General features: G+C 68.1%; 19 protein-coding genes and 4 tRNA genes. 9 read left to right on the top strand and 14 right to left on the bottom strand.

What is annotated here, in order from left to right; all coding sequences use genetic code 11:
• The first annotated feature begins 50 nt into the window (after positions 1-50).
• Positions 51-1,202: an ArsB/NhaD family transporter gene (locus tag PIR02_17220; protein WZH36472.1), complete on the top strand. Its 1,152-nt coding sequence runs from the start codon at positions 51-53 to the stop codon at positions 1,200-1,202.
• A gap of 3 nt (positions 1,203-1,205) precedes the next feature.
• On the opposite strand, the gene PIR02_17215 is transcribed toward PIR02_17220, so the two are convergent.
• The 3 genes from PIR02_17215 to PIR02_17205 form a co-directional block, all read right to left on the bottom strand.
• A complete protein-coding gene (locus PIR02_17215) occupies positions 1,206-1,598 on the bottom strand; it encodes a TIGR03618 family F420-dependent PPOX class oxidoreductase (GenBank protein ID WZH36471.1) in 393 nt (130 codons plus the stop codon).
• Positions 1,599-1,637: 39 nt separating this feature from the next.
• Positions 1,638-2,021, bottom strand: coding sequence for an ATP-dependent DNA ligase (locus PIR02_17210; GenBank protein WZH36470.1), 384 nt, complete (start codon positions 2,019-2,021; stop codon positions 1,638-1,640).
• 230 nt (positions 2,022-2,251) lie between these two features.
• Positions 2,252-2,665, bottom strand: coding sequence for a PPOX class F420-dependent oxidoreductase (locus PIR02_17205; GenBank protein WZH36469.1), 414 nt, complete (start codon positions 2,663-2,665; stop codon positions 2,252-2,254).
• Between the two features lie 138 nt (positions 2,666-2,803).
• Between PIR02_17205 and PIR02_17200 the strand changes: the two genes are divergently transcribed.
• Positions 2,804-3,187, top strand: a complete 384-nt coding sequence (locus PIR02_17200) for a hypothetical protein (protein ID WZH36468.1) — start codon at positions 2,804-2,806, stop codon at positions 3,185-3,187.
• Positions 3,188-3,220: 33 nt separating this feature from the next.
• On the opposite strand, the gene PIR02_17195 is transcribed toward PIR02_17200, so the two are convergent.
• The 4 genes from PIR02_17195 to PIR02_17180 all read right to left on the bottom strand — a co-directional run bounded on the left by PIR02_17195 (position 3,221) and on the right by PIR02_17180 (position 4,032).
• Positions 3,221-3,592 (bottom strand): hypothetical protein, encoded by a 372-nt coding sequence (locus PIR02_17195; protein WZH36467.1) that lies wholly within the window; start codon positions 3,590-3,592, stop codon positions 3,221-3,223.
• 133 nt (positions 3,593-3,725) lie between these two features.
• Positions 3,726-3,797, bottom strand: a tRNA-Val gene (locus PIR02_17190).
• A gap of 27 nt (positions 3,798-3,824) precedes the next feature.
• A tRNA-Cys gene (locus PIR02_17185) sits at positions 3,825-3,895 on the bottom strand.
• A 65-nt stretch (positions 3,896-3,960) separates the two neighbouring features.
• Positions 3,961-4,032: transfer RNA gene (locus PIR02_17180), tRNA-Gly, on the bottom strand.
• Between the two features lie 151 nt (positions 4,033-4,183).
• Here PIR02_17180 and PIR02_17175 point away from each other — a divergent pair.
• Positions 4,184-4,256: transfer RNA gene (locus PIR02_17175), tRNA-Val, on the top strand.
• 43 nt (positions 4,257-4,299) lie between these two features.
• Here PIR02_17175 and PIR02_17170 read toward each other — a convergent pair.
• From PIR02_17170 to zapE, 4 genes are all read right to left on the bottom strand, one after another.
• Positions 4,300-4,803: an ASCH domain-containing protein gene (locus PIR02_17170; GenBank protein ID WZH36466.1), complete on the bottom strand. Its 504-nt coding sequence runs from the start codon at positions 4,801-4,803 to the stop codon at positions 4,300-4,302.
• Between the two features lie 19 nt (positions 4,804-4,822).
• Positions 4,823-5,341 (bottom strand): type II toxin-antitoxin system PemK/MazF family toxin, encoded by a 519-nt coding sequence (locus PIR02_17165; protein WZH36465.1) that lies wholly within the window; start codon positions 5,339-5,341, stop codon positions 4,823-4,825.
• Positions 5,342-5,484: 143 nt separating this feature from the next.
• The gene (locus PIR02_17160; GenBank protein WZH36464.1) at positions 5,485-6,759 is read right to left on the bottom strand and encodes an ammonium transporter; all 1,275 of its coding nucleotides are present in this window, start codon (positions 6,757-6,759) and stop codon (positions 5,485-5,487) included.
• Positions 6,760-6,928: 169 nt separating this feature from the next.
• On the bottom strand, positions 6,929-7,966 hold the full coding sequence (zapE, locus tag PIR02_17155) for a cell division protein ZapE (GenBank protein ID WZH36463.1): 1,038 nt from the start codon (positions 7,964-7,966) through the stop codon (positions 6,929-6,931).
• 119 nt (positions 7,967-8,085) lie between these two features.
• Between zapE and PIR02_17150 the strand changes: the two genes are divergently transcribed.
• Both PIR02_17150 and PIR02_17145 read left to right on the top strand, forming a co-directional pair.
• Positions 8,086-8,988, top strand: coding sequence for a sulfurtransferase (locus tag PIR02_17150; GenBank protein ID WZH39036.1), 903 nt, complete (start codon positions 8,086-8,088; stop codon positions 8,986-8,988).
• 34 nt (positions 8,989-9,022) lie between these two features.
• Positions 9,023-9,463 carry a SufE family protein gene (locus PIR02_17145; protein WZH36462.1) on the top strand — a complete coding sequence of 147 codons (441 nt, stop codon included), beginning with the start codon at positions 9,023-9,025 and terminating at the stop codon, positions 9,461-9,463.
• Positions 9,464-9,476: 13 nt separating this feature from the next.
• On the opposite strand, the gene PIR02_17140 is transcribed toward PIR02_17145, so the two are convergent.
• Entirely contained in the window at positions 9,477-10,574 is a 1,098-nt protein-coding gene (locus PIR02_17140) for an alpha/beta fold hydrolase (protein WZH36461.1), read from the bottom strand.
• Between the two features lie 130 nt (positions 10,575-10,704).
• On the opposite strand from PIR02_17140, the gene PIR02_17135 reads away from it, so the two are divergent.
• The 4 genes from PIR02_17135 to PIR02_17120 all read left to right on the top strand — a co-directional run bounded on the left by PIR02_17135 (position 10,705) and on the right by PIR02_17120 (position 15,905).
• A complete protein-coding gene (locus tag PIR02_17135) occupies positions 10,705-11,301 on the top strand; it encodes a DUF3000 domain-containing protein (GenBank protein WZH36460.1) in 597 nt (198 codons plus the stop codon).
• Positions 11,294-12,490, top strand: coding sequence for a ribonuclease D (locus PIR02_17130; GenBank protein WZH36459.1), 1,197 nt, complete (start codon positions 11,294-11,296; stop codon positions 12,488-12,490). The genes PIR02_17135 and PIR02_17130 overlap by 8 nt, the downstream gene beginning before the upstream one ends.
• Positions 12,491-12,561: 71 nt before the next feature.
• A complete protein-coding gene (locus PIR02_17125; protein WZH36458.1) occupies positions 12,562-13,770 on the top strand; it encodes a thiolase family protein in 1,209 nt (402 codons plus the stop codon).
• Positions 13,767-15,905, top strand: coding sequence for a 3-hydroxyacyl-CoA dehydrogenase NAD-binding domain-containing protein (locus tag PIR02_17120; protein WZH36457.1), 2,139 nt, complete (start codon positions 13,767-13,769; stop codon positions 15,903-15,905). Before PIR02_17125 ends, PIR02_17120 begins: the two co-directional genes overlap by 4 nt.
• Positions 15,906-15,985: 80 nt before the next feature.
• Here the strand turns inward: PIR02_17120 and dxs are convergent, their stop codons facing one another.
• Together dxs and acnA are read right to left on the bottom strand one after the other, a co-directional pair.
• Positions 15,986-17,932: a 1-deoxy-D-xylulose-5-phosphate synthase gene (dxs, locus tag PIR02_17115; protein ID WZH36456.1), complete on the bottom strand. Its 1,947-nt coding sequence runs from the start codon at positions 17,930-17,932 to the stop codon at positions 15,986-15,988.
• A 197-nt stretch (positions 17,933-18,129) separates the two neighbouring features.
• The gene (gene acnA, locus PIR02_17110) at positions 18,130-20,970 is read right to left on the bottom strand and encodes an aconitate hydratase AcnA (GenBank protein WZH36455.1); all 2,841 of its coding nucleotides are present in this window, start codon (positions 20,968-20,970) and stop codon (positions 18,130-18,132) included.
• Between the last annotated feature and the right edge of the window lie 118 nt (positions 20,971-21,088).

The raw sequence follows: 21,088 nt of genomic DNA, 5'->3' as shown, positions 1-21,088 counted from the left end.
ACCCGGCGGGCGTGGCCTCGACCGCACCGGACGTGCCCCATAGTGGAGCGGTGACTCTGGCCATCATCGGCGGCGTGCTCTGGATCCTCGGGATCATCGCGTTGCTCACCGGCGCCCTTCCCGCGAGCGACGCCCTCGCCGTCGCCGACCGCGTCTGGCCCATCCTGCTGTTCGTGGTCGCCGTCACGGTCGTGGCGGAGCTGGCGTCGAAGGCGGGGCTCTTCGACGTGGTCGCCGCGCGCTTGGCGCGTATCGCCCGAGGGCGCACGGTGTGGTTGTGGGTTCTCGTCGTGGCGTTGGCGACGGTGGCGACGGCGTTCCTCTCCCTCGACACCACCGCCGTGCTCCTCACGCCCGTGGTCATCTCCATGGCGGTCGCGCGCAAGCTCGATCCCCTGCCCTTCGCCTTCGTCACGGTCGTCTTGGCGAACACCGCGTCGCTCGTGCTGCCGGTGTCGAACCTCACCAACCTGTTGGCATCCGAGGCGCTCGGCGGCGGCCATGACCCCGTCGCGTTCCTGTCGCTGCTGGGGCCGTCGGCTCTCATCGCAATTGCGGTATCGGTCGTCGTGCTGACGCTGGTGTTCCTCCGACGCCTGCCGAGAACGTATCCGGACGCCGCTTCCCCCACCGTCTCCGACCCGGTGCTGCTGCGCGTCTCCGGGGTGGTCACGGTGGCGCTGCTCCCCCTCCTGGTGATCGGGCTCGAACCGTGGATGCCGGCTCTGGGTGCCGCCGTCGTCCTCGTGGCTGCATTCGCGTGGCGCGCACCGAGAGCTCTCGGTGTCCGTCTCGTGCCCTGGTCTCTGCTGGTGTTCGCGGGGGGACTCTTCCTGGCCGTGGGCGCGCTCGAAGCGCTGGGAATCGGACGCCTCACGTCGGTGCTCGCCGGGACCGGCGACGATCTCGTGTCGCTCTGGCAGCTCGCCGGCGTGGGTGCCCTCGCGGCGAACGGCATCAACAACCTGCCGGCCTACCTCGCCCTCGAATCGGTGGCGGGCTCGCCCGCCCGTCTCGCAGCGCTTCTCATCGGTGTGAACGCGGGACCGATCGTGACCCCCTGGGCATCGCTCGCGACCCTCCTGTGGCATGACCGCTTGGTGGCGGCAGGCGTCGAGGTGAAGTGGAGCCGCTTCATCGTGCTCGGGGCGGTGATCGCGCCGCTCATTCTGTTCCTCGGAGTGCTGCCGCTGGCGCTCTGAGCCTCAGTCCTCGTAGGTGCGGCCCCACGCCTTGCGCGGCTCGATGAACCACACCGCGAGGCCCTCGCGCATGCCGTACGGGCGACCCTCGTACAGGTGCGAGATGCGATCGACGTACGGCAGCGCGGCATCCCCCTCCATCCTTTCGACGGCTTCGCCGCGCACGAATGCCATCGCGTAGGGGTTGTCGGCTCCCGTGACCGAGATGGCCACGCGAGGGTCACGCCGGAGGTTCCGGTCCTTCAACGCGTCGACCTCGGTGAAGAACATCAGCCGTTCGCCGTCGACGCCGACCCACAGCGGAGTCGAATGCGGAGATCCATCTCGCATGAGAGTCGCGAGGTGCGCGACGGCGGTCGTTTCGAAGAAGGGCTTGGCCTCGGTCCAGTCGCTCATGAGGGCGACAACCTCGGCCGTCGGTGATGCTATTCCCGTTCAGGAACGCGAACCGACGGGCATCTGGTTGTTCGGAACCTCGCGGAACACCATCTCTGCGCGCTGTGCGCTCTCGCGCGGGGTGAACTCCTCGGGTTCGGGGATGACATAGAGTCCGCGCCCGGAATTGGCGTTGTAGGTCAGCGCGTGCAGCCACGGCGCGCTCAACTGGGGGGTCCGCCCGCCGTGATACTTGAACACCATCGACACGTGGGGGTGGATGTAGACCGTGGTGCGACCGCCCCCGGTGCTGATGTCGTCCTTCCACGTGAAGGGAAAACTCTCCCCGCGACGCACTTTCGCCATGATGACCGCCTGCAGGTGCGCGAGGAGTCGATCCTCGAACTCCATTTTCGTGTTGCCGTCGTAGATGAACCTGCCCATGCGATACCTCCGCGCCGGCGCCTCGTCACGCCGCGCATCTTCCGGCGAGGAGGAAGAAGGGGGACGCGGGTGCCGGGGGTGCCAGCCGCTCTCCTGCAACCCTTCGCGAAACAGGCCCGCGCGCCAACCCCCTTGCGCTCGATTGCGGTTCGGGTACACCCTGTCGCGCCTTCGGGCTACCGCGATATCGACCGGTCGGAGCCGCTTCTGCTCCCCGGGCGTGGGGCGGCTCAGGACGTTCGCGAGATGCGGAGGATGACGCGATCGCCGGGGCGCCGCTGGATTCTCCGAACGATCGCCTCGAAGCCGAGGATGGCGCGGCACTGCAGGCCGTACTTGCGACGGAGGGCCGCGTCCGCGCGCGGATCGTCGGTGGCGGGGCCTGCTACGCGTCCGTGTGTCTGGACGGTGATGGCATCCGGAGCGACGGCACCCATGCGGCTGCAAGGCCGCAGTGTCACGCGCGAATCGTTGCGCAGTCGCTTGACCTTTCCGGTGTTCCGCTCGCTCGTCACGACGAGTTCGTCACCGTCACGCGCGATCCAGACGGGGACGGAGACCTCGACGCCGTTGCGTCGAAAGGTGCCGAGGGAGACGAACGGAGACGCGGCGATCTCACGCCACTGCGTGTCGGGAACGGTCATGGGTCAACGGTAGGCGCCACGACAGCGGCGGACAGGGGGCTTGCGCAGAGAATCCGCCGCTCGATGTTCACATGATCGGAACACGGTGCGAACACGAGGAGCCCTCGGACTTGCCAGCCTTGTTCTCGGGAGGTTCGCATGTCACAGCATCACCTCGTCACGCACGCGTACGACTCGCATACCGGGTGGGTGCGTATCGCCCGTACGGAGATGACCCACGAGAGCGCCGAGGACCTGCGCGACCAGGGGTACACCATGGTTCGACTCCGGCGGGGGGTGTTCGGTTCGCGGGATGTCTCGCTCAGTCGATACACCGCCGAGGATGCGGCCCTCGACGTCGAGCACGCGGCGGTCGAGCCGGCGGAGATCACGCTGAGAACCGGCGACGATCAGAAGCGACCGGACGACGCCATGTCGGCGGAGGGTGCCCCCGTCGCGGCGATCCGCATCGCCGACCCGGGCCCGACGCCGCTCATTCCCGCGTCCCCGTCCTCGCGCTCGTCCTCGCCGTCCGCCGCCTGAGGGCGAGAAGCACCGGGGCGTTGAACACCGCCTCTACGTATGGGTCCCGCTCTGACGGTCCCACTCGAGCGACTTCCACTGCAGGAACGAGCAGAGGTTGCCGGCGACGACGAGCTCCGCGGCGAGCGACGCGATGTCGTGGATCGAGAGGGTCAGATCTTCGGGTCGACCCGTGAGGGTCGCCTCCCAGACGGGCTCGTCGTAGCCCCGCGGCTGCATGTAGATCGACGCCTCCGCGTTATGCAGGTTCATGACGACCAGCCCGGTGTCTTGCTGGTCGGCGTCTTCCTGCTGGGCGACCCGAATGGAGCCGCCGATGACGTGCCCCTGATTCTGGAATTCCTGCACCCACGCCTCGAGTTGCTCGCGTGATCGACGCGGGGGCGAATCCTGCAACTCATCCATAGAAACAAGGATGCCACGACCCACCGACATCGCCGCCGCACGGCCCGTGTGACGACGTGCACCCCGCTCGCACGCGCTTCGTGATCCGGCCTCCAACGGAAAAAACCCCCGGCAAGCCGGGGGTTTCCTTCGGTGCGCGATACTGGGATCGAACCAGTGACCTCTTCCGTGTCAGGGAAGCGCGCTACCGCTGCGCCAATCGCGCCTATACAGGCTGTTCAGTTGTGAAGCGAGGTGGCGACGGGATTCGAACCCGTGTAAACGGCTTTGCAGGCCGGTGCCTAGCCGCTCGGCCACGCCACCGTGTGTGGTTCGACCCACGTGTCGTGATCTCCCGTCGGTTTCCCAGACGGAGATCCCTTCACTCGAGCGGATGACGAGATTCGAACTCGCGACCCTCACCTTGGCAAGGTGATGCGCTACCACTGCGCTACATCCGCATTTCGTTCCCGGGGCTTGCCCCGAGCACTTGTAAGACATTACCCGATCCGCGCACGGGTGCAAAACCGGGCGCGACCCGGGAGTGTCCCACGCCGTGGTTCGAAGCACGGCGTCGCATCCGGTACGATCGTTGAGTCCCGTTCGGGATGCGGGCGATTGGCGCAGTTGGTAGCGCGCTTCCTTCACACGGAAGAGGTCATCAGTTCGAGTCTGGTATCGCCCACCGCAAGGCCCCCGGTTCGCCGGGGGCTTTCTCCGTTCGTGCGTCAGTCGGCGTGCTCGGGCGGCCAGACCACGTGAAAGCGCTCGAAGACGATCTCGTCGCCTTCCGACCACTCCCGCCCGAGGGCGGTCGAGATGCGCGTCCAGTACCGCCGGTGCTCCGTGCGCCAGCTGTCGAGGGAGCGGTCGTCCTCCCCCTCGTCATAGGCGAAACGCGCGTCTGCGCTCGCGAAGCCCCCGAGGCGCATCTCGATCGTGCGCAGAATCGCTCGGGGCGCCCCGCGTCCGTCGCAGGCGATCCAGTGCGATCCGATCCGCGGGAGGGGCTGGTGCTCGGCGATGTATTCGGCGACGAGGCCCGACGTTGCGCGCTTCTCGCCCTCGAGCACGCAAGTGAGGAGTTCGTCGGCCAGCCGCTCGGAATCGCCGAAGTGCTCGACGGTGTACTCGGGGCAGGCGGCGACGGCGTCGGGGTGTGCGGTGGTGTAGTCATGCCACATACGTTCGGCTGCGGCGGTATCGATCACGATGGGCGAGATGGTGCTCATCCCTTCATCCTCACGGTCGTCACCCCCGCTGCCAGCCGTAGCGCGCGGTCAACGCCGCCGCCACCGCGTCGAAGCGTCGACGGTCGAGGGCCGCGGCCTCCCGGCGCATGCCGGCATCGTGGACGAGATATAGCTGCTCGATGTCGACCCACGACGGCCGTCCCTGTGGGTCCCACTCTCCTGAACCCAGCGCAAGGTACTGGCGGTCACCGTCGTGCGGCTTGCTGGTCAGACGCACGACGTAGGAGTGGGTGGCATCCGCTCGCCCGATGACGAGGACCGGGCGGTCCTTCCCGCGTCCGTCGCGCTCCTCGTAGGGCACCCACGTCCAGACGATCTCTCCGGCGTCGGGCGCATTGTCGCGCTGAGGGGCATAGGACAGCGTCAGACGCCGTGGCGGGTCGATCTCGACCGTGCGGGCGTCGGCAGCGGCCGCGGAGGGCTGGGCCGGCCCTGAGCCGCGGCGAGGAGGTGCGGCGGGCGTCGACGACCGGAACATCCCGAGGAAGGCCGACACGAGACGAGAGGTGGTTCCCATTCCCCCACCCTAGGCACCCTGCCACCTGACCCCGCGCGCCGTGACCTCCGCCGAATGCCCGTGTGTTCGGCGCCCGCCACGGGCCAACGAGAGACGGGGCGCCACCGACGAATCGGTGACGCCCCGTCCGGGGTTGGAGCTGATCAGGCGCGGGCGTCGCTCAGGACGTAGCCCTCTTCGCCGTGCACGACGGTGTCGATACCGGCGATCTCGTCCTCGTTCTTGACGCGGAAGCCGATCGTCTTCTCGATCGCGAAGCCGATGACGAAGGCCAGCACGAAGGAGTAGATCAGGACCGCGAAGGCCGCGATCGCCTGAACCAGCAGCTGCGTCAGCGAGCCGCTGTAGATGAGGCCCGTGCCGTTGGCGAAGATGCCGAGGTACAGGGTTCCGAGCAGACCACCGACGAGGTGGATGCCGACCACGTCGAGCGAGTCGTCGAAGCCGAGCTTGAACTTCAGCTCGATCGCCAGGGCGCAGACCGCACCGGCGACGAGGCCGAGCACGATGGCCCAGATCGGCGTCAGCGACGCGCAGGCCGGGGTGATTGCGACGAGACCGGCGACGGCACCCGAGGCGGCACCGACCGACGTGGGCTTGCCGTCCTTGATCTTCTCGACGATCAGCCACGAGAGCAGAGCGGCAGCGGGGGCAGCGATCGTGTTGACGAAAGCGAGAGCGGCAGTGCCGTCAGCCGCGAGCTCCGAGCCTGCGTTGAAGCCGAACCAGCCGAACCACAGCAGGCCCGCGCCGAGGAGGACGAACGGCGGGTTGTGAGGGACGTGGGCGCCCTTCTGGAAGCCGACACGCTTGCCGAGCACCAGGGCCAGGGCGAGGGCGGCGGCACCGGCGTTGATGTGGACCGCGGTACCACCGGCGAAGTCGATCGCGCCGACGCCGAAGACGTCCTGCATACCGTGCGTGATCCAGCCGCCGTACGAGAACGAGCCGTCATCGGCGAGGCCGAAGTTGAAGACCCAGCTCGCAACGGGGAAGTAGACGACGGTCGCCCAGATGAACGCGAAGATCATCCAGGAGCCGAACTTGGCGCGGTCGGCGATGGCGCCCGAGACCAGGGCGACGGTGATGATGGCGAACGTGGCCTGGAAGGCGACGAAGGCGAGCGGCGGGTAGGCGGCGCCCTCGGGCGTCTCGAGAACGCCGGTGAGGCCGAGCTCGTTCCAGTCGATCATCCAGGGCAGCTGCGTGACCCCGGCGTCGGTCGCGGGGAAAGCGATCGCGTAGCCGTAGACGACCCAAAGGACCCCGATGAGGCCCATCGCGCCGAAGCTCATCATCATCATGCTGATGACGCTCTTGGCCTTGACGAGGCCGCCGTAGAAGAACGCGAGTCCTGGCGTCATGAGCAGCACGAGGGCGGCTGCTATCAGGATGAATGCGGTGTTGCCTTGATCCATCTCGGAGGAAACCTCTCTGCAGGGACGCAGGTGTAGCGTCGGGTCCCCCCAGTGTTCACAGCCTCGGTTTCCATCGGCGTTCGACTGGTGTTACGGGCGCGTTACAGCGCACGGCTCCAGGTAAACATCGCGTTTCGCGCGGCCGAGAGCCGCGGATGAAGTGGCTGGATCAGGAGTGTGTGAGAGCCACGAGGCGAGAGGTCGCCCGCAGGTACTTCTTCCGGTACCCGCCACCGAGCATCTCGTCGCTGAAGACGGTGTTCAGCGGCACCCCCGTCGCCCGGATCGGGATCTGCGCGTCGTACGCACGGTCGATGAAGGCGACCAGACGCAGAGCCGCCGACTGGTCGTGCAGCACGGTCACGTCCCTCAGTCCGATGACGTCGACGCCGTCGATCAGACGGATGAATCGCGAGGGGTGCACACGGGCCAGGTGAGCGACCAGGTCCGCGAACGCGTCATCGGATGCCACGGCGCCGGAGGCTGCGGCATCCATCGTCCGTCGATACTCGTCGTCGGTCAGGACCTTGGCCTCGCCGTCGATCGCGCGTTGGCGGAAGTCGGTGCCGTCGATGCGGATGGTGCGGAAGCTGTCCGACATCGACTGGATCTCCCGGAGGAAGTCCTGCGCGGCGAACCGCCCCTCGCCGAGGGCGTTGGGCGGGGTGTTCGAAGTCGCCGCCAGCCGGGTCCCGGATGCCACGAGCTCGCCCAGCAGGCGCGTCATCACCATCGTGTCGCCCGGGTCGTCGAGCTCGAACTCGTCGATGCAGAGGAGGTCGCTGCCGCGGAACAGCTCCACGGCCTTGGCGTAGCCGAGGACGCCGACCAGGGCGGTGTACTCGATGAACGACCCGAAGTACTTCCGGCGGGCGGGCATCGCGTGATAGATCGACGCCAACAGGTGGGTCTTGCCGACGCCGAACCCGCCGTCGAGGTAGACGCCCGGCTTGACCGGCGCCGCCTTCTCCGCGCGCCGGAAGAAGCCGCCCTTCTTCGCCGGCGCCGACTGCTTGCCGGCGAACGACTGGAGGAGCTCCTTCGCCTCCTGCTGGGAGGGATAGGCATCGTCCGCCCGGTACGACTCGAACGTCGCCCCGTCGAACTGCGGGGGCGGGACGAGGGCGTTCACCATCTCCGCGCCCGTGACGGCCGGATCGCGCTCGGTGAGGTGAATGAGGCCGGTCGTGGCGGGCGTCGAGGTCATGGCCGTCCTGTGTCCAAGTCTTACGGGAAGGGTGCGTGCCCCATGCCGCGGATCTAGGGTCGATGGTGCGGTGTCCACCCTATGCCGCACCATCCGCCGCCTTGACCGAGGAGTTTCTCGTGACCGTCGAGCTCGACACCACCTCCCCCAAATTCGCCGACTACGCCGAGCCCGGCCGGCTCGTGACGGGCGAGTGGCTCGAGCAGCGCCTCGGGCAGCCCGGTCTCGTCGTCGTCGAGTCCGACGAGGACGTCCTGCTGTACGAGACGGGTCACATCCCGGGGGCGGTGAAGGTCGACTGGCACACCGAGCTCAACGACCCCGTCGTCCGCGACTACGTCGACGGCGCCGGGTTCGCGAAGCTGCTGAGCAGCAAGGGGATCTCGCGCGACGACACCGTCGTCATCTACGGGGACAAGAACAACTGGTGGGCCGCCTACGCCCTGTGGGTGTTCTCTCTCTTCGGTCACGAAGACGTGCGCCTTCTCGACGGTGGCCGTGACAAGTGGATCGCGGAGGGACGCCCGGTGACGACCGACAAGACGGCCGTCGAGCCCACCGACTACCCGGTGGTCGAGCGCGACGACTCGCTGCTGCGCGCGTACAAGGACGACGTGCTCGCGCACCTGGGCAACCCCCTCATCGACGTGCGCTCCCCCGAGGAGTACTCCGGCGAGCGCACCACCGCTCCCGCCTACCCGGAAGAGGGTGCGCTGCGCGCCGGCCACATCCCGAGTGCCCAGAGCGTGCCGTGGGCCAAGGCCGTGGCCGAGGACGGCGGCTTCAAGTCGCGCGAGGAACTCGACGCGATCTACCGCGAGGGCGCGGGTCTGAAGGACGGCGACAAGATCGTGGCGTACTGCCGCATCGGTGAGCGCTCCAGCCACACGTGGTTCGTCCTGAAGCACCTTCTCGGCTTCGATGACGTTCGCAACTACGACGGGTCGTGGACCGAGTGGGGCAGCGCGGTGCGCGTGCCGATCGTCTCGGGGTCCGAGCCCGGCGAGGTTCCCTCCCGCTGAGCCCGGTCGACGCGGGCGTGGGAGGATGACGGAGATGTCCGAGAACACCCTCCCCGCCCGCCTGGCCGAGATCCGCGACGAGTTCCTCGAACTCGATGAGCCCGACCGGTTGCAGCTTCTCCTGGAGTTCTCGCAGGAGCTCCCCGCGGTCCCCGCGGAGTATGCGGACCACCCCGAGCTGCAGGAGCGCGTCGCGGAGTGCCAGTCGCCGGTCTACATCATCGTGACGGTCGACGCAGACGATCGTGTCGCGATGCACGCCACTGCCCCTGCGGAAGCGCCGACCACTCGTGGTTTCGCCAGCATCCTCGCCCAGGGACTGACGGGACTGACCGCGGATGAGGTGCTCGCCGTGCCCGACGATTTCCCGCAGAGCATCGGTCTCACGCGCGCTGTCAGTCCCCTGCGCATCGCGGGGATGACGGGGATGCTGATGCGGGCCAAGCGTCAAGTGCGGTCCAAGCGCGGCGCGTGAGTCGCGGCATCCGTCAGCTCCCGACGGCGAGGCCCCGCTCGCGCACCCAGTCCTCGATCGCTCGGGTGAAGCGAGCCTCGTCGTAGTTCCACAGCTTGGTGTGGCGCGCGACCTCGAACGTCTCCATGGTGACGAGGTCGGGCCGGGCAGCCGCGAGAGCGTGGGAGGCGTCGCTCGGCACGAAACCGTCGTCGTCGCTGTGCAGGATGAGCGTGGGATGCTGCAGCTCGCCCGCGTGAGCAACACGGTCGAGGCGGTCGAGAGGGATGGCCTCCGCGCCGCTCACGAGGCGGGCCCCCCATCGGGAGCCGAGAAGGCGCTCCGTGACGGCGAGCACGGGAGAAGGCAGGTGGAGCAGCCGGCTCTGGTAGCGCAGCACCGTGCGCCAGTCGACGACCGGAGACTCCAAGATCAGGGCGGCGATGACGTCGCGGTGCGCTGACAGCGCCTCCGCCTGCAGACACATCGCCCCACCCATCGACCAGCCCATCAGGATGACGCGCCGTGCTCCCTGGCCGATGGCGTAGGTGATCGCGGCATCGACGTCTTGCCACTCGGTCGCGCCGAGGGCGTAGGTGCCGCTCGTGCTCTGCGGAGCCTCTCCGTCGTTGCGGTACGACACCACGAGAGCGTTGATGCCGAGCGCATGGAAGAGGGGGACGGCCCTCAGCGTCTCGGCCCGTGTGGTCCCCCGGCCGTGCACCTGGATCACCCAGACGTCCGAGTCGATCGCGGCGGGGAACTCCCATGCCGGGCAGGCGCCGACGGGTGTCTCGATCTCTGCTGACCGCACCGACAGGCGCAGGTCTTCGGGTCGGTCGTAGTACCAGCCGCTGAAAGCAGCTTCGGCGGCCAGGCGCCCCTCGGCGGGAACGTGGGTGAGGAGCTTCCGGGTCACGGAGGTGCCGTCGTCCTGTACCACGGAACCCAGCCTCAGGTAGTCGAAGGTGCCCGTGGTGAAGAGCCCGTACCGACCGGGAAGCGCCGTGTCGGGAGTTCGCTGAAGGGTCACGGTCTGCGCCGAGGTGTCCAGAGACAGGATCCGCACATTCGGGACCCGCCCTGCGGGAGTGACGACGGTGCGCGCCATCCGGACGGAGACTGCGCTCAACGCTGTCAGGCTCGCGCCCAGCGCGAGGGAGAGGGCGCCGATTCCGACGCGGGCGATCGCGGAGGTCCGACTCGAGGGCCTGGGCCTCGCGGCGCGCCTGGGAGCGTTCATCGAGGCCTCACTCTAGTCTGTGGCCGTGACTGACCTGGGCTCACCCGAGGCGTCGACCCCTTTCGCCCGGGCGATGGAGGAGGTGCGCGCCGCCACGTTCCGTGAGGATTTCGTGGTGCGCGAGATCCCCTCCCCCGCCGGCCTCGCGCCGCACAGCCTGGCGCTGGCGGGCGATGTCCGTCCCGAGGAGCACGCCACCGACTCACCGTTCGGTACCGGCCGCTTCATCCTCCTCCACGATCCGGAGGAGCCCGACGCGTGGGAGGGAGCCTGGCGAATCGTGTGCTTCGCGCAGGCGCCCCTGGAGCCCGAGATCGGCATCGATCCCCTGCTCGCCCAGGTGGCGTGGTCGTGGCTCATCGACGCGCTGGATTCGCGCGGGGCCGAGCGCCACTCCGAATCGGGGACGGCCACCAAGACGCTCTCCACCGGGTTCGGGGCGCTCGCCTCGCAGGGTGAGGGGTCTCAGATCGAACTTCGCGCGTCATGGTCGCCGCGTGGTCCCATCCGCCCCCATCTCGACGCGTGGGCGGAACTCGTGTGCATGCTCGCCGGCCTCCCCCCGGGGTCGGAGGGCGTCGCCGTCTTCGGAGCCCGGAGGCCCACCCGTGGTTGAGTACATCGTCATCGAGAACGCCGACGGCTTGGCCTCGGCGTCCGACCGTCTGGCAGCGGGCACCGGGCCCGTCGCGGTCGACGTGGAGCGCGCGTCGGGTTTCCGCTACTCCCAGCGCGCCTACCTCATCCAGGTCTTCCGCCGTGAGGCGGGTGTCTTCCTCTTCGACCCCTCGACGATCGAAGACTTCTCCCCGCTGCAGGCCGCACTCGCCGATGCCGAGTGGGTGTTCCACGCCGCCAGCCAAGATCTCCCCTCGTTGCGCGAGCGGGGCCTCGAACCTCCCCGCATCTTCGACACCGAGCTGGGAGCGCGTCTGCTCGGGCACGAGCGTGTGGGCCTCGGCGCTGTCGTGGAGCAGACTCTCGGCATCACCCTGGCGAAGGCGCACTCGGCGGCGGATTGGTCGACTCGGCCTCTCCCCGCGTCGTGGCTGGAGTACGCCGCCCTCGACGTCGAGCACCTCATCGATGTGCGCGACGTGCTGGTCGCCGAACTCGACGAGCAGGGCAAGACCGAGTTCGCGCGCCAGGAGTTCCAGGCGGTCCTGGATCGTCTGCCCAAGCCGCCGCGCGAAGACCCGTGGCGGCGTATGAGCGGGCTGCACACCGTGCGCGGGCGCCGCGCACTCGCCATCGCACGTTCGCTCTGGCGTGCCCGCGAGGAGTACGCCCAGGAGCAGGACGTCGCCCCGGGCCGACTGCTGCCCGACCGGGCGCTCATCGCCGCGGTGCTCGCCGACCCGTCGAGCAAGCAGGCGCTGGCCGGGGTCAAGGAGTTCAACGGTCGGGCGAGCCGCACGCAGCTGGACCGTTGGTGGAACGCGATCGTCGCGGGCCGTGAGGACACCGAGCTTCCCCCCGACCGCGTTCCGAGCGACACCCTCCCCCCTCCTCGGGCGTGGGTCGATCGCAACCCCGAAGCGGATCGTCGACTCAAGGCGGCGCGCCCCGCCGTCGAGGCGCGAGCCGCAGAACTCCGGATGCCGACGGAAAATCTCCTCACTCCCGAGACGCTCCGCCGTGTGGCGTGGACTCCCCCTGCGGAGATCAGCGTCGAGACCATCGGTGCGGCCCTGTCCGAGCTCGGCGCCCGCCCGTGGCAGATTGACCAGACCGCACAGGTGATTGCGGATAGCTTTGTAGCTTCCGTCAATGCGGCCGACGAGGCTCCCGGCGCGGATTCGTAGGTTCGGACAACCGATTCCGTTCCGGGAATGGGCCTTCCTAGGCTGGGGTCATCCCAAACTTTGGAGGCAGAGTGGCCGAGATGACGGACGTCTTCTTCGTCGACGGAATGCGCACCCCTTTCGGGCGCGCCGGCGAGAAGGGTATGTACTGGAACACCCGCGCTGATGACCTGGTGGTCAAGGCGATCATCGGGTTGATGGAGCGTAACGGCGACGTACCGAAGGACCGGATCGACGACGTGGCGATCGCCGCGACGTCGCAGACCGGCGATCAGGGTCTGACCCTCGGGCGCACGGCGGCGATTTTGGCGGGTCTGCCGATGACCGTGCCGGGCCTCGCGATCGAGCGCATGTGCGCGGGCGCCATGACGAGCGTGACCACGATGGGCGCGTCGATCGGCGTCGGCATGTACGACCTCGCCCTCGCGGGCGGAGTCGAGCACATGGGACGCCACCCCATCGGAGGCAATGTCGACCCGAACCCCCGCTTCGTCGCCGAGAAGCTCGTCGACCCGGGCGCGCTCAACATGGGTGTGACGGCCGAGCGCATCCACGACCGCTTCCCGCACTTGACCAAGGAGCGGGCCGACCGCTTCGGCGCGGCTAGCCAGCACAAGGTGCAGGCTGCGTACGAGGCGGGGAAGATCCAGCCGGATCTCGTGCCCGTCGCCGTCAAGGACGCCGACGGCGCCTGGGGTCTTGCGACGGAAGACGAGGGGCGCCGCCCCGAGACGACTGTCGAGGGTCTCGCGACGCTGAAGACTCCGTTCCGCCCTCACGGCCGCGTCACGGCCGGAACCTCGTCGCCCCTCACCGACGGAGCGACGATCAGCCTGCTCGCCGGAGCTGACGCGGTGAAGGAACTCGGCCTGGCACCCAAGATGCGCATGGTCTCGTTCGCGTTCGCCGGGGTCGAGCCCGAGATCATGGGCATCGGGCCCATCCCCTCGACCGAGAAGGCCCTGAAGAAGGCCGGTCTCACGATCGACGACATCGGTCTGTTCGAGCTGAACGAGGCGTTCGCGATCCAGGTCATCTCGCTCCTCGACCACTTCGGCATCGCCGACGACGACCCGCGCGTGAACCCGTGGGGCGGCGCGATCGCCGTCGGTCACCCGCTCGCGGCATCCGGAGTCCGTCTCATGATCCAGCTGGCCGCGCAGTTCGCCGAGCGCCCGGACGTGCGCTACGGCCTCACCGCGATGTGCGTGGGCCTGGGCCAGGGCGGCTCGGTTATCTGGGAGAACCCGTTCTTCGACGGAAAGAAGAAGCGCAAGTGACCGACTACTCCGCGATCGACTTCAGCCCCCTCGACGCCCTGACCGGCGACGAGGTGGTCACCCACTCCCCCGTCCGCGACGTGCGCTTGCCCTCGGGCAATGTGCTCGCGCTGATCACGCTCGACAACGGTCGCGACCACACGCGGCCCAACACGCTCGGGCCCGCCACACTCGCCGAGCTGGGCGAGACGCTCGCGACGCTGAAGCGCCGCGCGGCGTCGGGCGAGATCCACGCCGTCGCGATCACCGGCAAGCAGTACATCCTCGCGGCCGGCGCCGATCTCTCCGACGTGGCGAAGCTGCCGTCGAAAGACGTGGCGCGGCTCATCGCTCAGCGTGGTCACCAGGTGATCGGCTCGCTGTCAGACCTGGGCGTGCCCTCGTTCGCGTTCGTCAACGGTCTCGCCCTCGGCGGCGGCCTCGAGATCGCCCTGAACTCGACCTACCGCACGGTCGACGCCTCGGCCGCGGCCATCGCGCTGCCGGAGGTGTTCCTCGGCATCATCCCCGGCTGGGGCGGCGCCTACCTGCTGCCGAACCTCATCGGTATCGAGAACACGCTCGAGGTCGTCATCTCGAACCCGCTCAAGCAGAACCGCATGCTCAAGCCGCAGCAGGCGTTCGACCTCGGGATCATGGATGCCATCTTCCCGGCGGCCAGCTACCTGGAGGACTCGCTGCGCTGGGCTGACGGCGTGCTCACCGGTCGGGTCCGCGTCGAGCGCAAGAACGAGCCCGGCAAACTCGAGCGTCTGACGAAGTGGCCCATCGCCATCAAGATGGCCCGCGGCATGCTCGAGTCGAAGATCGGCACTGTCCCCCGCTCCCCCTACGTCGCGCTCGACCTGCTCGACAAGGCGAAGAGCGGCACCAAGGCCGAGGGGTTCGCGCGTGAGGATGAGGCGCTGGCCGACCTCATCACGGGCGACCAGTTCGCGGCATCCATGTATGCGTTCGACCTCGTTCAGAAGCGCGCCAAGCGCCCCGTCGGGGCCCCCGACAAGGCGCTCGCGAAGAAGGTGACGAAAGTCGGCGTCATCGGTGCCGGCCTCATGGCCTCGCAGTTCGCGCTGCTGTTCGTGCGCAAGCTCCGGGTGCCCGTGATCATCACGGACCTCGATCAGGGCCGCGTCGACAAGGGCGTGGCATCCATTCGTGAGGAGATCGGCAAGCTCGAGGCGAAGGGGCGCCTGGACGGCGACACGGCGAACCAGCTGCGGGCCCTCGTGCACGGCACCACCGACCGCACGGAGTTCGCGGACTGCGACTTCGTGATCGAGGCCGTGTTCGAGGAGGTCGGCGTCAAGCAGGAGGTGTTCAGCGCGATCGAGAGAATCGTGGCCGACGACGCGATCCTCGCGACGAACACGTCGTCGCTCTCGGTTGCCGAGATCGGCTCGGTGCTGCAGAACCCCGAGCGACTCGTGGGCTTCCACTTCTTCAACCCCGTCGCGGTCATGCCGCTCATCGAGGTCGTCAAGACGCATGCCACCTCCGACGCCGCTCTGTCGACGGCGTTCGTCGTCGCCAAGGGGCTTGGCAAGAACGCGGTGCTCACCGCCGACGCGCCGGGCTTCGTCGTGAACCGCCTGCTGGCGAAGGTCATGGGCGAAGCCGCGCGTGCTGTGTACGAGGGCACTCCGATCACGGTGGTGGAGAAGGCGTTCGCGCCGCTGGGACTGCCCATGGGGCCGTTCCAGCTCATCGATCTCGTCGGCTGGAAGGTCGCGGCTCACGTGCAGGACACCATGGCATCCGCGTTCCCCGACCGGTTCTTCGCGTCGGAGAACTTCCACGAGCTCGCAGCTCTCCCCGAGGTCGTCGAGAAGGACAAGGGCGGTCGCGTGACCGGGTGGACCAAGGCCGCACAGAAGGTGCTCGTCACCGGCAAGACGCCCGTCGCGCCCGAGACCATCCTCGCCCGCGTGCAGGACGGCCTCGCGCAGGAGATCAAGATCATGCTCGATGAGGGCGTCGTGCCAGAGGTGCAGGACATCGACCTGTGCCTCATCCTCGGCGCCGGCTGGCCCTTCATCGACGGTGGGGCCTCGCCCTACCTCGATCGCGAGGGAGCATCGGAGCGCGCCTTCGGCGACACGTTCCACCACCCGCCCATCCGCGGCATCGGCGGCTGATCTCCCCACGAGCGACAGCGGCGCCGTCCCCACGTCGGGGCGGCGCCGCTGTCGTTCGTGCGGGTTCTGTTGTCTAGCAGTCAGGGACGCGAGTTCTCCCACTCGATGGTCGGGATCGAACCCGTCGGCGTCTGACGCGCCACCGGAATGCGGGTCCCGAGCACCTGGGCCACCACGTCATGGGCGATCTTGGATGCGGTGAGTCCGGCATCCTCGAGGATCTGCTCACGCGTGGCATGGTCGATGAACTCATCCGGGATGCCGAGCTCGTCGACGGCCGTGTCGACGCCGGCCTCACGCAGCACCTGGCGCACGCGCGTGCCGACACCGCCGACGCGGATACCGTCTTCGATGGTGATCACGAGGCGGTGCTCGCGCGCCAGCTCGATGACCGAGGGCTGCACGGGGATCGCCCAGCGCGGGTCGATGACCGTTGCGCCGATGCCCTGCGCCTTGAGCCGATCCGCGACCTCGAGGGCCAGGTGCACCATCGGACCGATGCCGACCAGGAGGACGTCTTCGCTCGTGCCACGGCTCAGCACATCGACGCCGTCGTGGAGGCGCTCGATCGCCTCGACGTCGGCGTTCACCTTGCCCTTGGGGTAGCGGACCACGGTGGGCGCGTCCTCGATGGACGTGGCCTCGCGGAACTCCTCGCGCAGGCGCGCGGCATCGCGTGGGGCGGCGATCCGGATGCCGGGGACGAGTTGCAGCATCGCCAGATCCCAGATCCCGTGGTGGCTCGGACCGTCGGGGCCCGTGACACCCGCACGGTCGAGGACGAAAGTGACGCCCGCCTTGTGGAGCGCGACGTCCATCATCACCTGGTCGAACGCGCGGTTCATGAAGGTGGCGTAGATCGCGACGACGGGATGCAGTCCGCCGAACGCGAGGCCGGCCGCCGAGGCGACGGCGTGCTGCTCGGCGATGCCGACGTCGTACACGCGCTCGGGGAACCGCTCGGCGAACTTCTGCAGGCCCGTCGGGCGCAGCATCGCGGCGGTCATGGCGATGACGTCGCTACGCTCAGTGCCGACGTCGACGAGCTCGTCTGCGAAGACATCGGTCCACTGCAGACCACCGCCCGCCCCGAGGGCCTCACCCGTGATCGGGTCGATCTTGCCGACGGCGTGGAACTGGTCAGCCTCGTCGCTCATCGCAGGGGCATACCCGCTGCCCTTGTCGGTGATGGCGTGGACGATCACCGGGGCGCCGTACGACTTGGCGAGTTCGAGAGTCTCGATGAGCGACTCGAAGTCGTGCCCGTCGATCGGGCCGAGGTATTTGATGTCGAGATTGCTGTACAGGGCCTCGTTGTTCGTGAAGCGCGACAGGAAGCCGTGTGTCCCGCCGCGCACGCCGCGGTACACCGCGCGGGCGGCGGGACCGAGGCGGCGGAAGAGCGTGTCCGAGCCGCGATGCAATGTGCGATACGCGTCATTCGTGCGGACACGGTTGAGGTAGCGCGCCATGCCACCGATCGTCGGGGCGTATGAGCGACCGTTGTCGTTCACGACGATGACGAGGTTGCGGTCGTTGTCGTCGCTGATGTTGTTCAGCGCCTCCCACGTCATTCCGCCGGTGAGCGCACCGTCTCCGACGACGGCGACGACGTGGCGATCGCGACGCCCGGTGCGCGAGAACGCCCGTGAGACGCCGTCCGCCCAGCTCAACGAGCTGGAAGCGTGCGACGACTCGACGATGTCGTGCTCGCTCTCAGAGCGCTGCGGGTAGCCGGCCAGCCCGCCGCGAGAGCGAAGGCCCGCGAAGTCCTGTCGGCCGGTGAGCATCTTGTGCACGTACGACTGGTGCCCGGTGTCGAAGATGATCGGGTCGGCTGGTGAGTCGAAGACCTTGTGCAGCGCGATGGTCAGCTCGACGACGCCGAGGTTCGGACCGAGGTGGCCGCCGGTGCGCGCGACGTTCTCGACGAGGAACGCGCGGACTTCGCCGGCCAGCTGCCGCAGCTGGTCGGGGGTCAGATCGTCGAGGTCACGGGGGCCGTGAATGCCGGGTAGGAGAGCCATAAGACTCCTCTCGTGCGGTGCGCGCGGGAACGCGCGTACGTGTCGATTCTAGTCTCGGGGGCTGCGCAGGGCCCGGCAACGGCTTGCGCGGGAACCCCGCGATGCTCTCTCGCCTCGCCCGACGCGCGCCGCGATGGCGGCAACGGACGAGCGCCCGTCCCGACGGATCGGGACGGGCGCTCGCACTGCGCGGTGCGTCAGACCAGCGAACGCAGCACGTACTGCAGGATGCCGCCGTTGCGGTAGTAGTCGGCCTCACCGGGGGTGTCGATGCGGACCACGGCGTCGAACGTGATGGTCTGCTTGCCCTCGGGCGAGAACTCGCTCGGCTCGGCGGTGACCTTCACGGTCTTGGGCGTGACGCCCTCGTTGAGCTGCTCGAGGCCCTCGATCGAGACGATCTCGGTGCCGTCGAGACCCAGCGACTTCCAGCTCTCGCCGGCGGGGAACTGCAGCGGGACGACACCCATACCGATGAGGTTCGAGCGGTGGATGCGCTCGAAGCTCTCGGTGATGACGGCCTTCACGCCGAGGAGGTTGGTGCCCTTCGCGGCCCAGTCGCGCGACGAGCCCGAGCCGTACTCCTTACCGCCGAAGATGACCAGCGGGGTGCCCTGCTCCTGGTAGTTCCGGCTCGCGTCGTAGATGTACGACTGCGGGCCGCCCTCCTTGGTGAAGTCACGGGTGTATCCGCCCTCGATGATCTGACCGTCGTTGACGGCCGCGACCATCTCGTTCTTCAGGCGGATGTTGGCGAACGTGCCGCGGATCATGACCTCGTGGTTGCCACGGCGCGAGCCGTAGGAGTTGAAGTCCTTCTGCGCGACGCCGTGCTCCATGAGGTACTGCGCGGCGGGGGTGCCGGCCTTGATGTTGCCGGCCGGGCTGATGTGATCGGTCGTGACCGAGTCGCCGAGCGTCGCCATCACGCGCGCACCGGTGATGTCGGTGACCGGCGAGGGCTCCATCGACATGCCGTCGAAGTAGGGCGCCTTGCGCACGTAGGTGGAGTCGGCATCCCATTCGAAGACCGGACCGGTCGGCGTGGGCAGGTTCTTCCAGCGCTCGTCACCCTCGAAGACGGTGGCGTACTGCTGGATGAACTGCTCGCGCGAGATCGACGCGTCGATGATCGTCTGCACCTGGTCAGGCGCCGGCCAGATGTCCTTCAGGAAGACGTCGTCGCCGTTCTGGTCCTTGCCGAGGGCGTCGGTCTCGAAGTCGAAGTTCATCGAGCCCGCGAGAGCGTAGGCGACGACCAGCGGCGGGGATGCCAGGTAGTTCATCTTCACGTCGGGGCTGATGCGACCCTCGAAGTTGCGGTTACCCGAGAGGACGGCCGTGACGGCGAGGTCGTTCTCGTTGATGGCTTCGGAGACCTCTTCGATGAGCGGGCCCGAGTTGCCGATGCAGATCGTGCAGCCGTAGCCGACGGTGTAGAAGTCGAGGCCCTCGAGCGCCTTGTCGAGACCGGACTTCTCGTAGTAGTCGGTCACGACCTTCGAGCCGGGTCCGAGCGTCGTCTTGACCCACGGCTTGCGCTTGAGGCCCTTGTCGACGGCGTTCTTGGCGAGCAGGCCCGCCGCGATCATGACCGAGGGGTTCGAGGTGTTCGTGCACGAGGTGATGGCCGCAAGGGTGACCGCCCCGTTGTCGAGCAGGTAGGACTGGCCCTCGGGCGTGGTGACCTTGACCGGCTTGGAGGCGTTGACCGGGTGACCGGAGGAGATGAGCACCTCGCTGTCGGTCACGTCTTCTTCTTCCTCGCCGGGAACCGAACCCGGGTCGGATGCCGGGAAGGTGCCGTCGACTTCGAGGTCGACGATCGAGTCGGAGACCGAAGCATCCGCGTAGTTCAGGATGTCCTTCTCGAACTGCGACTTCGCCTCGGAGAGGAGGATACGGTCCTGCGGGCGCTTGGGGCCGGCGATCGAGGGGACGACCGTCGACAGGTCGAGCTCCATGTACTCGCTGAAGACGAGCTCGCGCGACGGGTCGTGCCAGAGCTTCTGCTCCTTGGCGTACGCCTCGACGAGGGCCACGGTCTGCTCGTCGCGACCGGTGAGACGCAGGTAGTCGAGCGTGACGTCGTCGATGGGGAACATCGCGGCGGTCGAGCCGAACTCGGGGCTCATGTTGCCGATGGTCGCGCGGTTTGCCAGCGGCACCGAGGCGACGCCCTCGCCGTAGAACTCGACGAACTTGCCGACCACGCCGTGCTTGCGCAGCATGTCGGTGATGGTGAGCACGACGTCGGTCGCGGTGACGCCGGCGGGGATCTCGCCCGAGAGCTTGAAGCCGACGACGCGCGGGATCAGCATCGACACGGGCTGGCCGAGCATGGCCGCCTCGGCCTCGATGCCGCCGACGCCCCAGCCGAGCACGCCGAGGCCGTTGACCATCGTGGTGTGCGAGTCGGTGCCGACGCAGGTGTCGGGGTAGGCGCGCAGGACGCCGTCGACCGAGCGGTCGTAGACGACCTTGGCGAGGTGCTCGATGTTGACCTGGTGCACGATGCCGGTGCCCGGGGGCACGACCTTGAAGTCGTCGAATGCCGTCTGGCCCCAGCGGAGGAACTGGTACCGCTCGCCGTTGCGCTCGTACTCGATCTCGACGTTGCGCTCGAGGGCGTTCTCGCTGCCGAAGAGGTCGGCGATGACCGAGTGGTCGATGACCATCTCGGCGGGCGAGAGGGGGTTGATCTTGTTCGGGTCGCCGCCGAGGGCGGTCACGGCCTCGCGCATGGTGGCGAGGTCGACGATGCAGGGCACACCGGTGAAGTCCTGCATGACCACGCGAGCCGGCGTGAACTGGATCTCGGTGTCGGGGTCGGCCGTGGGCACCCACGAGCCGAGGGCCTCGATCTGCTCCTTGGTGACGTTGGCACCATCCTCGGTGCGGAGCAGGTTCTCGAGCAGCACCTTCAGGCTGAACGGGAGCTTCTCGTGACCGGCGACCGTGTCGATGCGGAAGATCTCGTAGTCGGTGCTGCCGACCGTCAGGGTGCTCTTGGCACCGAAGCTGTCAACCGTGGACACGATCGTCTCCTTCGTCGGCGAATGCGCAGGCGTCGGCCCGCGGATCCATCTTCCCCGGGCCGCTCGGTCCCTGCCAGGAAGGCCGACCTAACCGCGTGGAAGACGGGGATTTATCTTG

This window comes from Microbacterium enclense (genome assembly GCA_038182865.1).
Classification (GTDB): domain Bacteria; phylum Actinomycetota; class Actinomycetes; order Actinomycetales; family Microbacteriaceae; genus Microbacterium; species Microbacterium enclense_B.
This window is presented reverse-complemented; position numbering and strand designations above follow the sequence as displayed.

Bases quoted from the DNA above. Each gene is read 5' to 3' on its own strand.
- PIR02_17215 (WZH36471.1), bottom strand. From the start codon at position 1,598: ATGAGCGACTGGACCGAGGCCAAGCCCTTCTTCGAAACGACCGCCGTC.
- PIR02_17210 (WZH36470.1), bottom strand. From the start codon at position 2,021: ATGGGCAGGTTCATCTACGACGGCAACACGAAAATGGAGTTCGAGGAT.
- PIR02_17205 (WZH36469.1), bottom strand. From the start codon at position 2,665: ATGACCGTTCCCGACACGCAGTGGCGTGAGATCGCCGCGTCTCCGTTC.
- PIR02_17200 (WZH36468.1), top strand. From the start codon at position 2,804: ATGTCACAGCATCACCTCGTCACGCACGCGTACGACTCGCATACCGGG.
- PIR02_17195 (WZH36467.1), bottom strand. From the start codon at position 3,592: ATGGATGAGTTGCAGGATTCGCCCCCGCGTCGATCACGCGAGCAACTC.
- PIR02_17170 (WZH36466.1), bottom strand. From the start codon at position 4,803: ATGAGCACCATCTCGCCCATCGTGATCGATACCGCCGCAGCCGAACGT.
- PIR02_17165 (WZH36465.1), bottom strand. From the start codon at position 5,341: ATGGGAACCACCTCTCGTCTCGTGTCGGCCTTCCTCGGGATGTTCCGG.
- PIR02_17160 (WZH36464.1), bottom strand. From the start codon at position 6,759: ATGGATCAAGGCAACACCGCATTCATCCTGATAGCAGCCGCCCTCGTG.
- zapE (WZH36463.1), bottom strand. From the start codon at position 7,966: ATGACCTCGACGCCCGCCACGACCGGCCTCATTCACCTCACCGAGCGC.
- PIR02_17145 (WZH36462.1), top strand. From the start codon at position 9,023: ATGTCCGAGAACACCCTCCCCGCCCGCCTGGCCGAGATCCGCGACGAG.
- dxs (WZH36456.1), bottom strand. From the start codon at position 17,932: ATGGCTCTCCTACCCGGCATTCACGGCCCCCGTGACCTCGACGATCTG.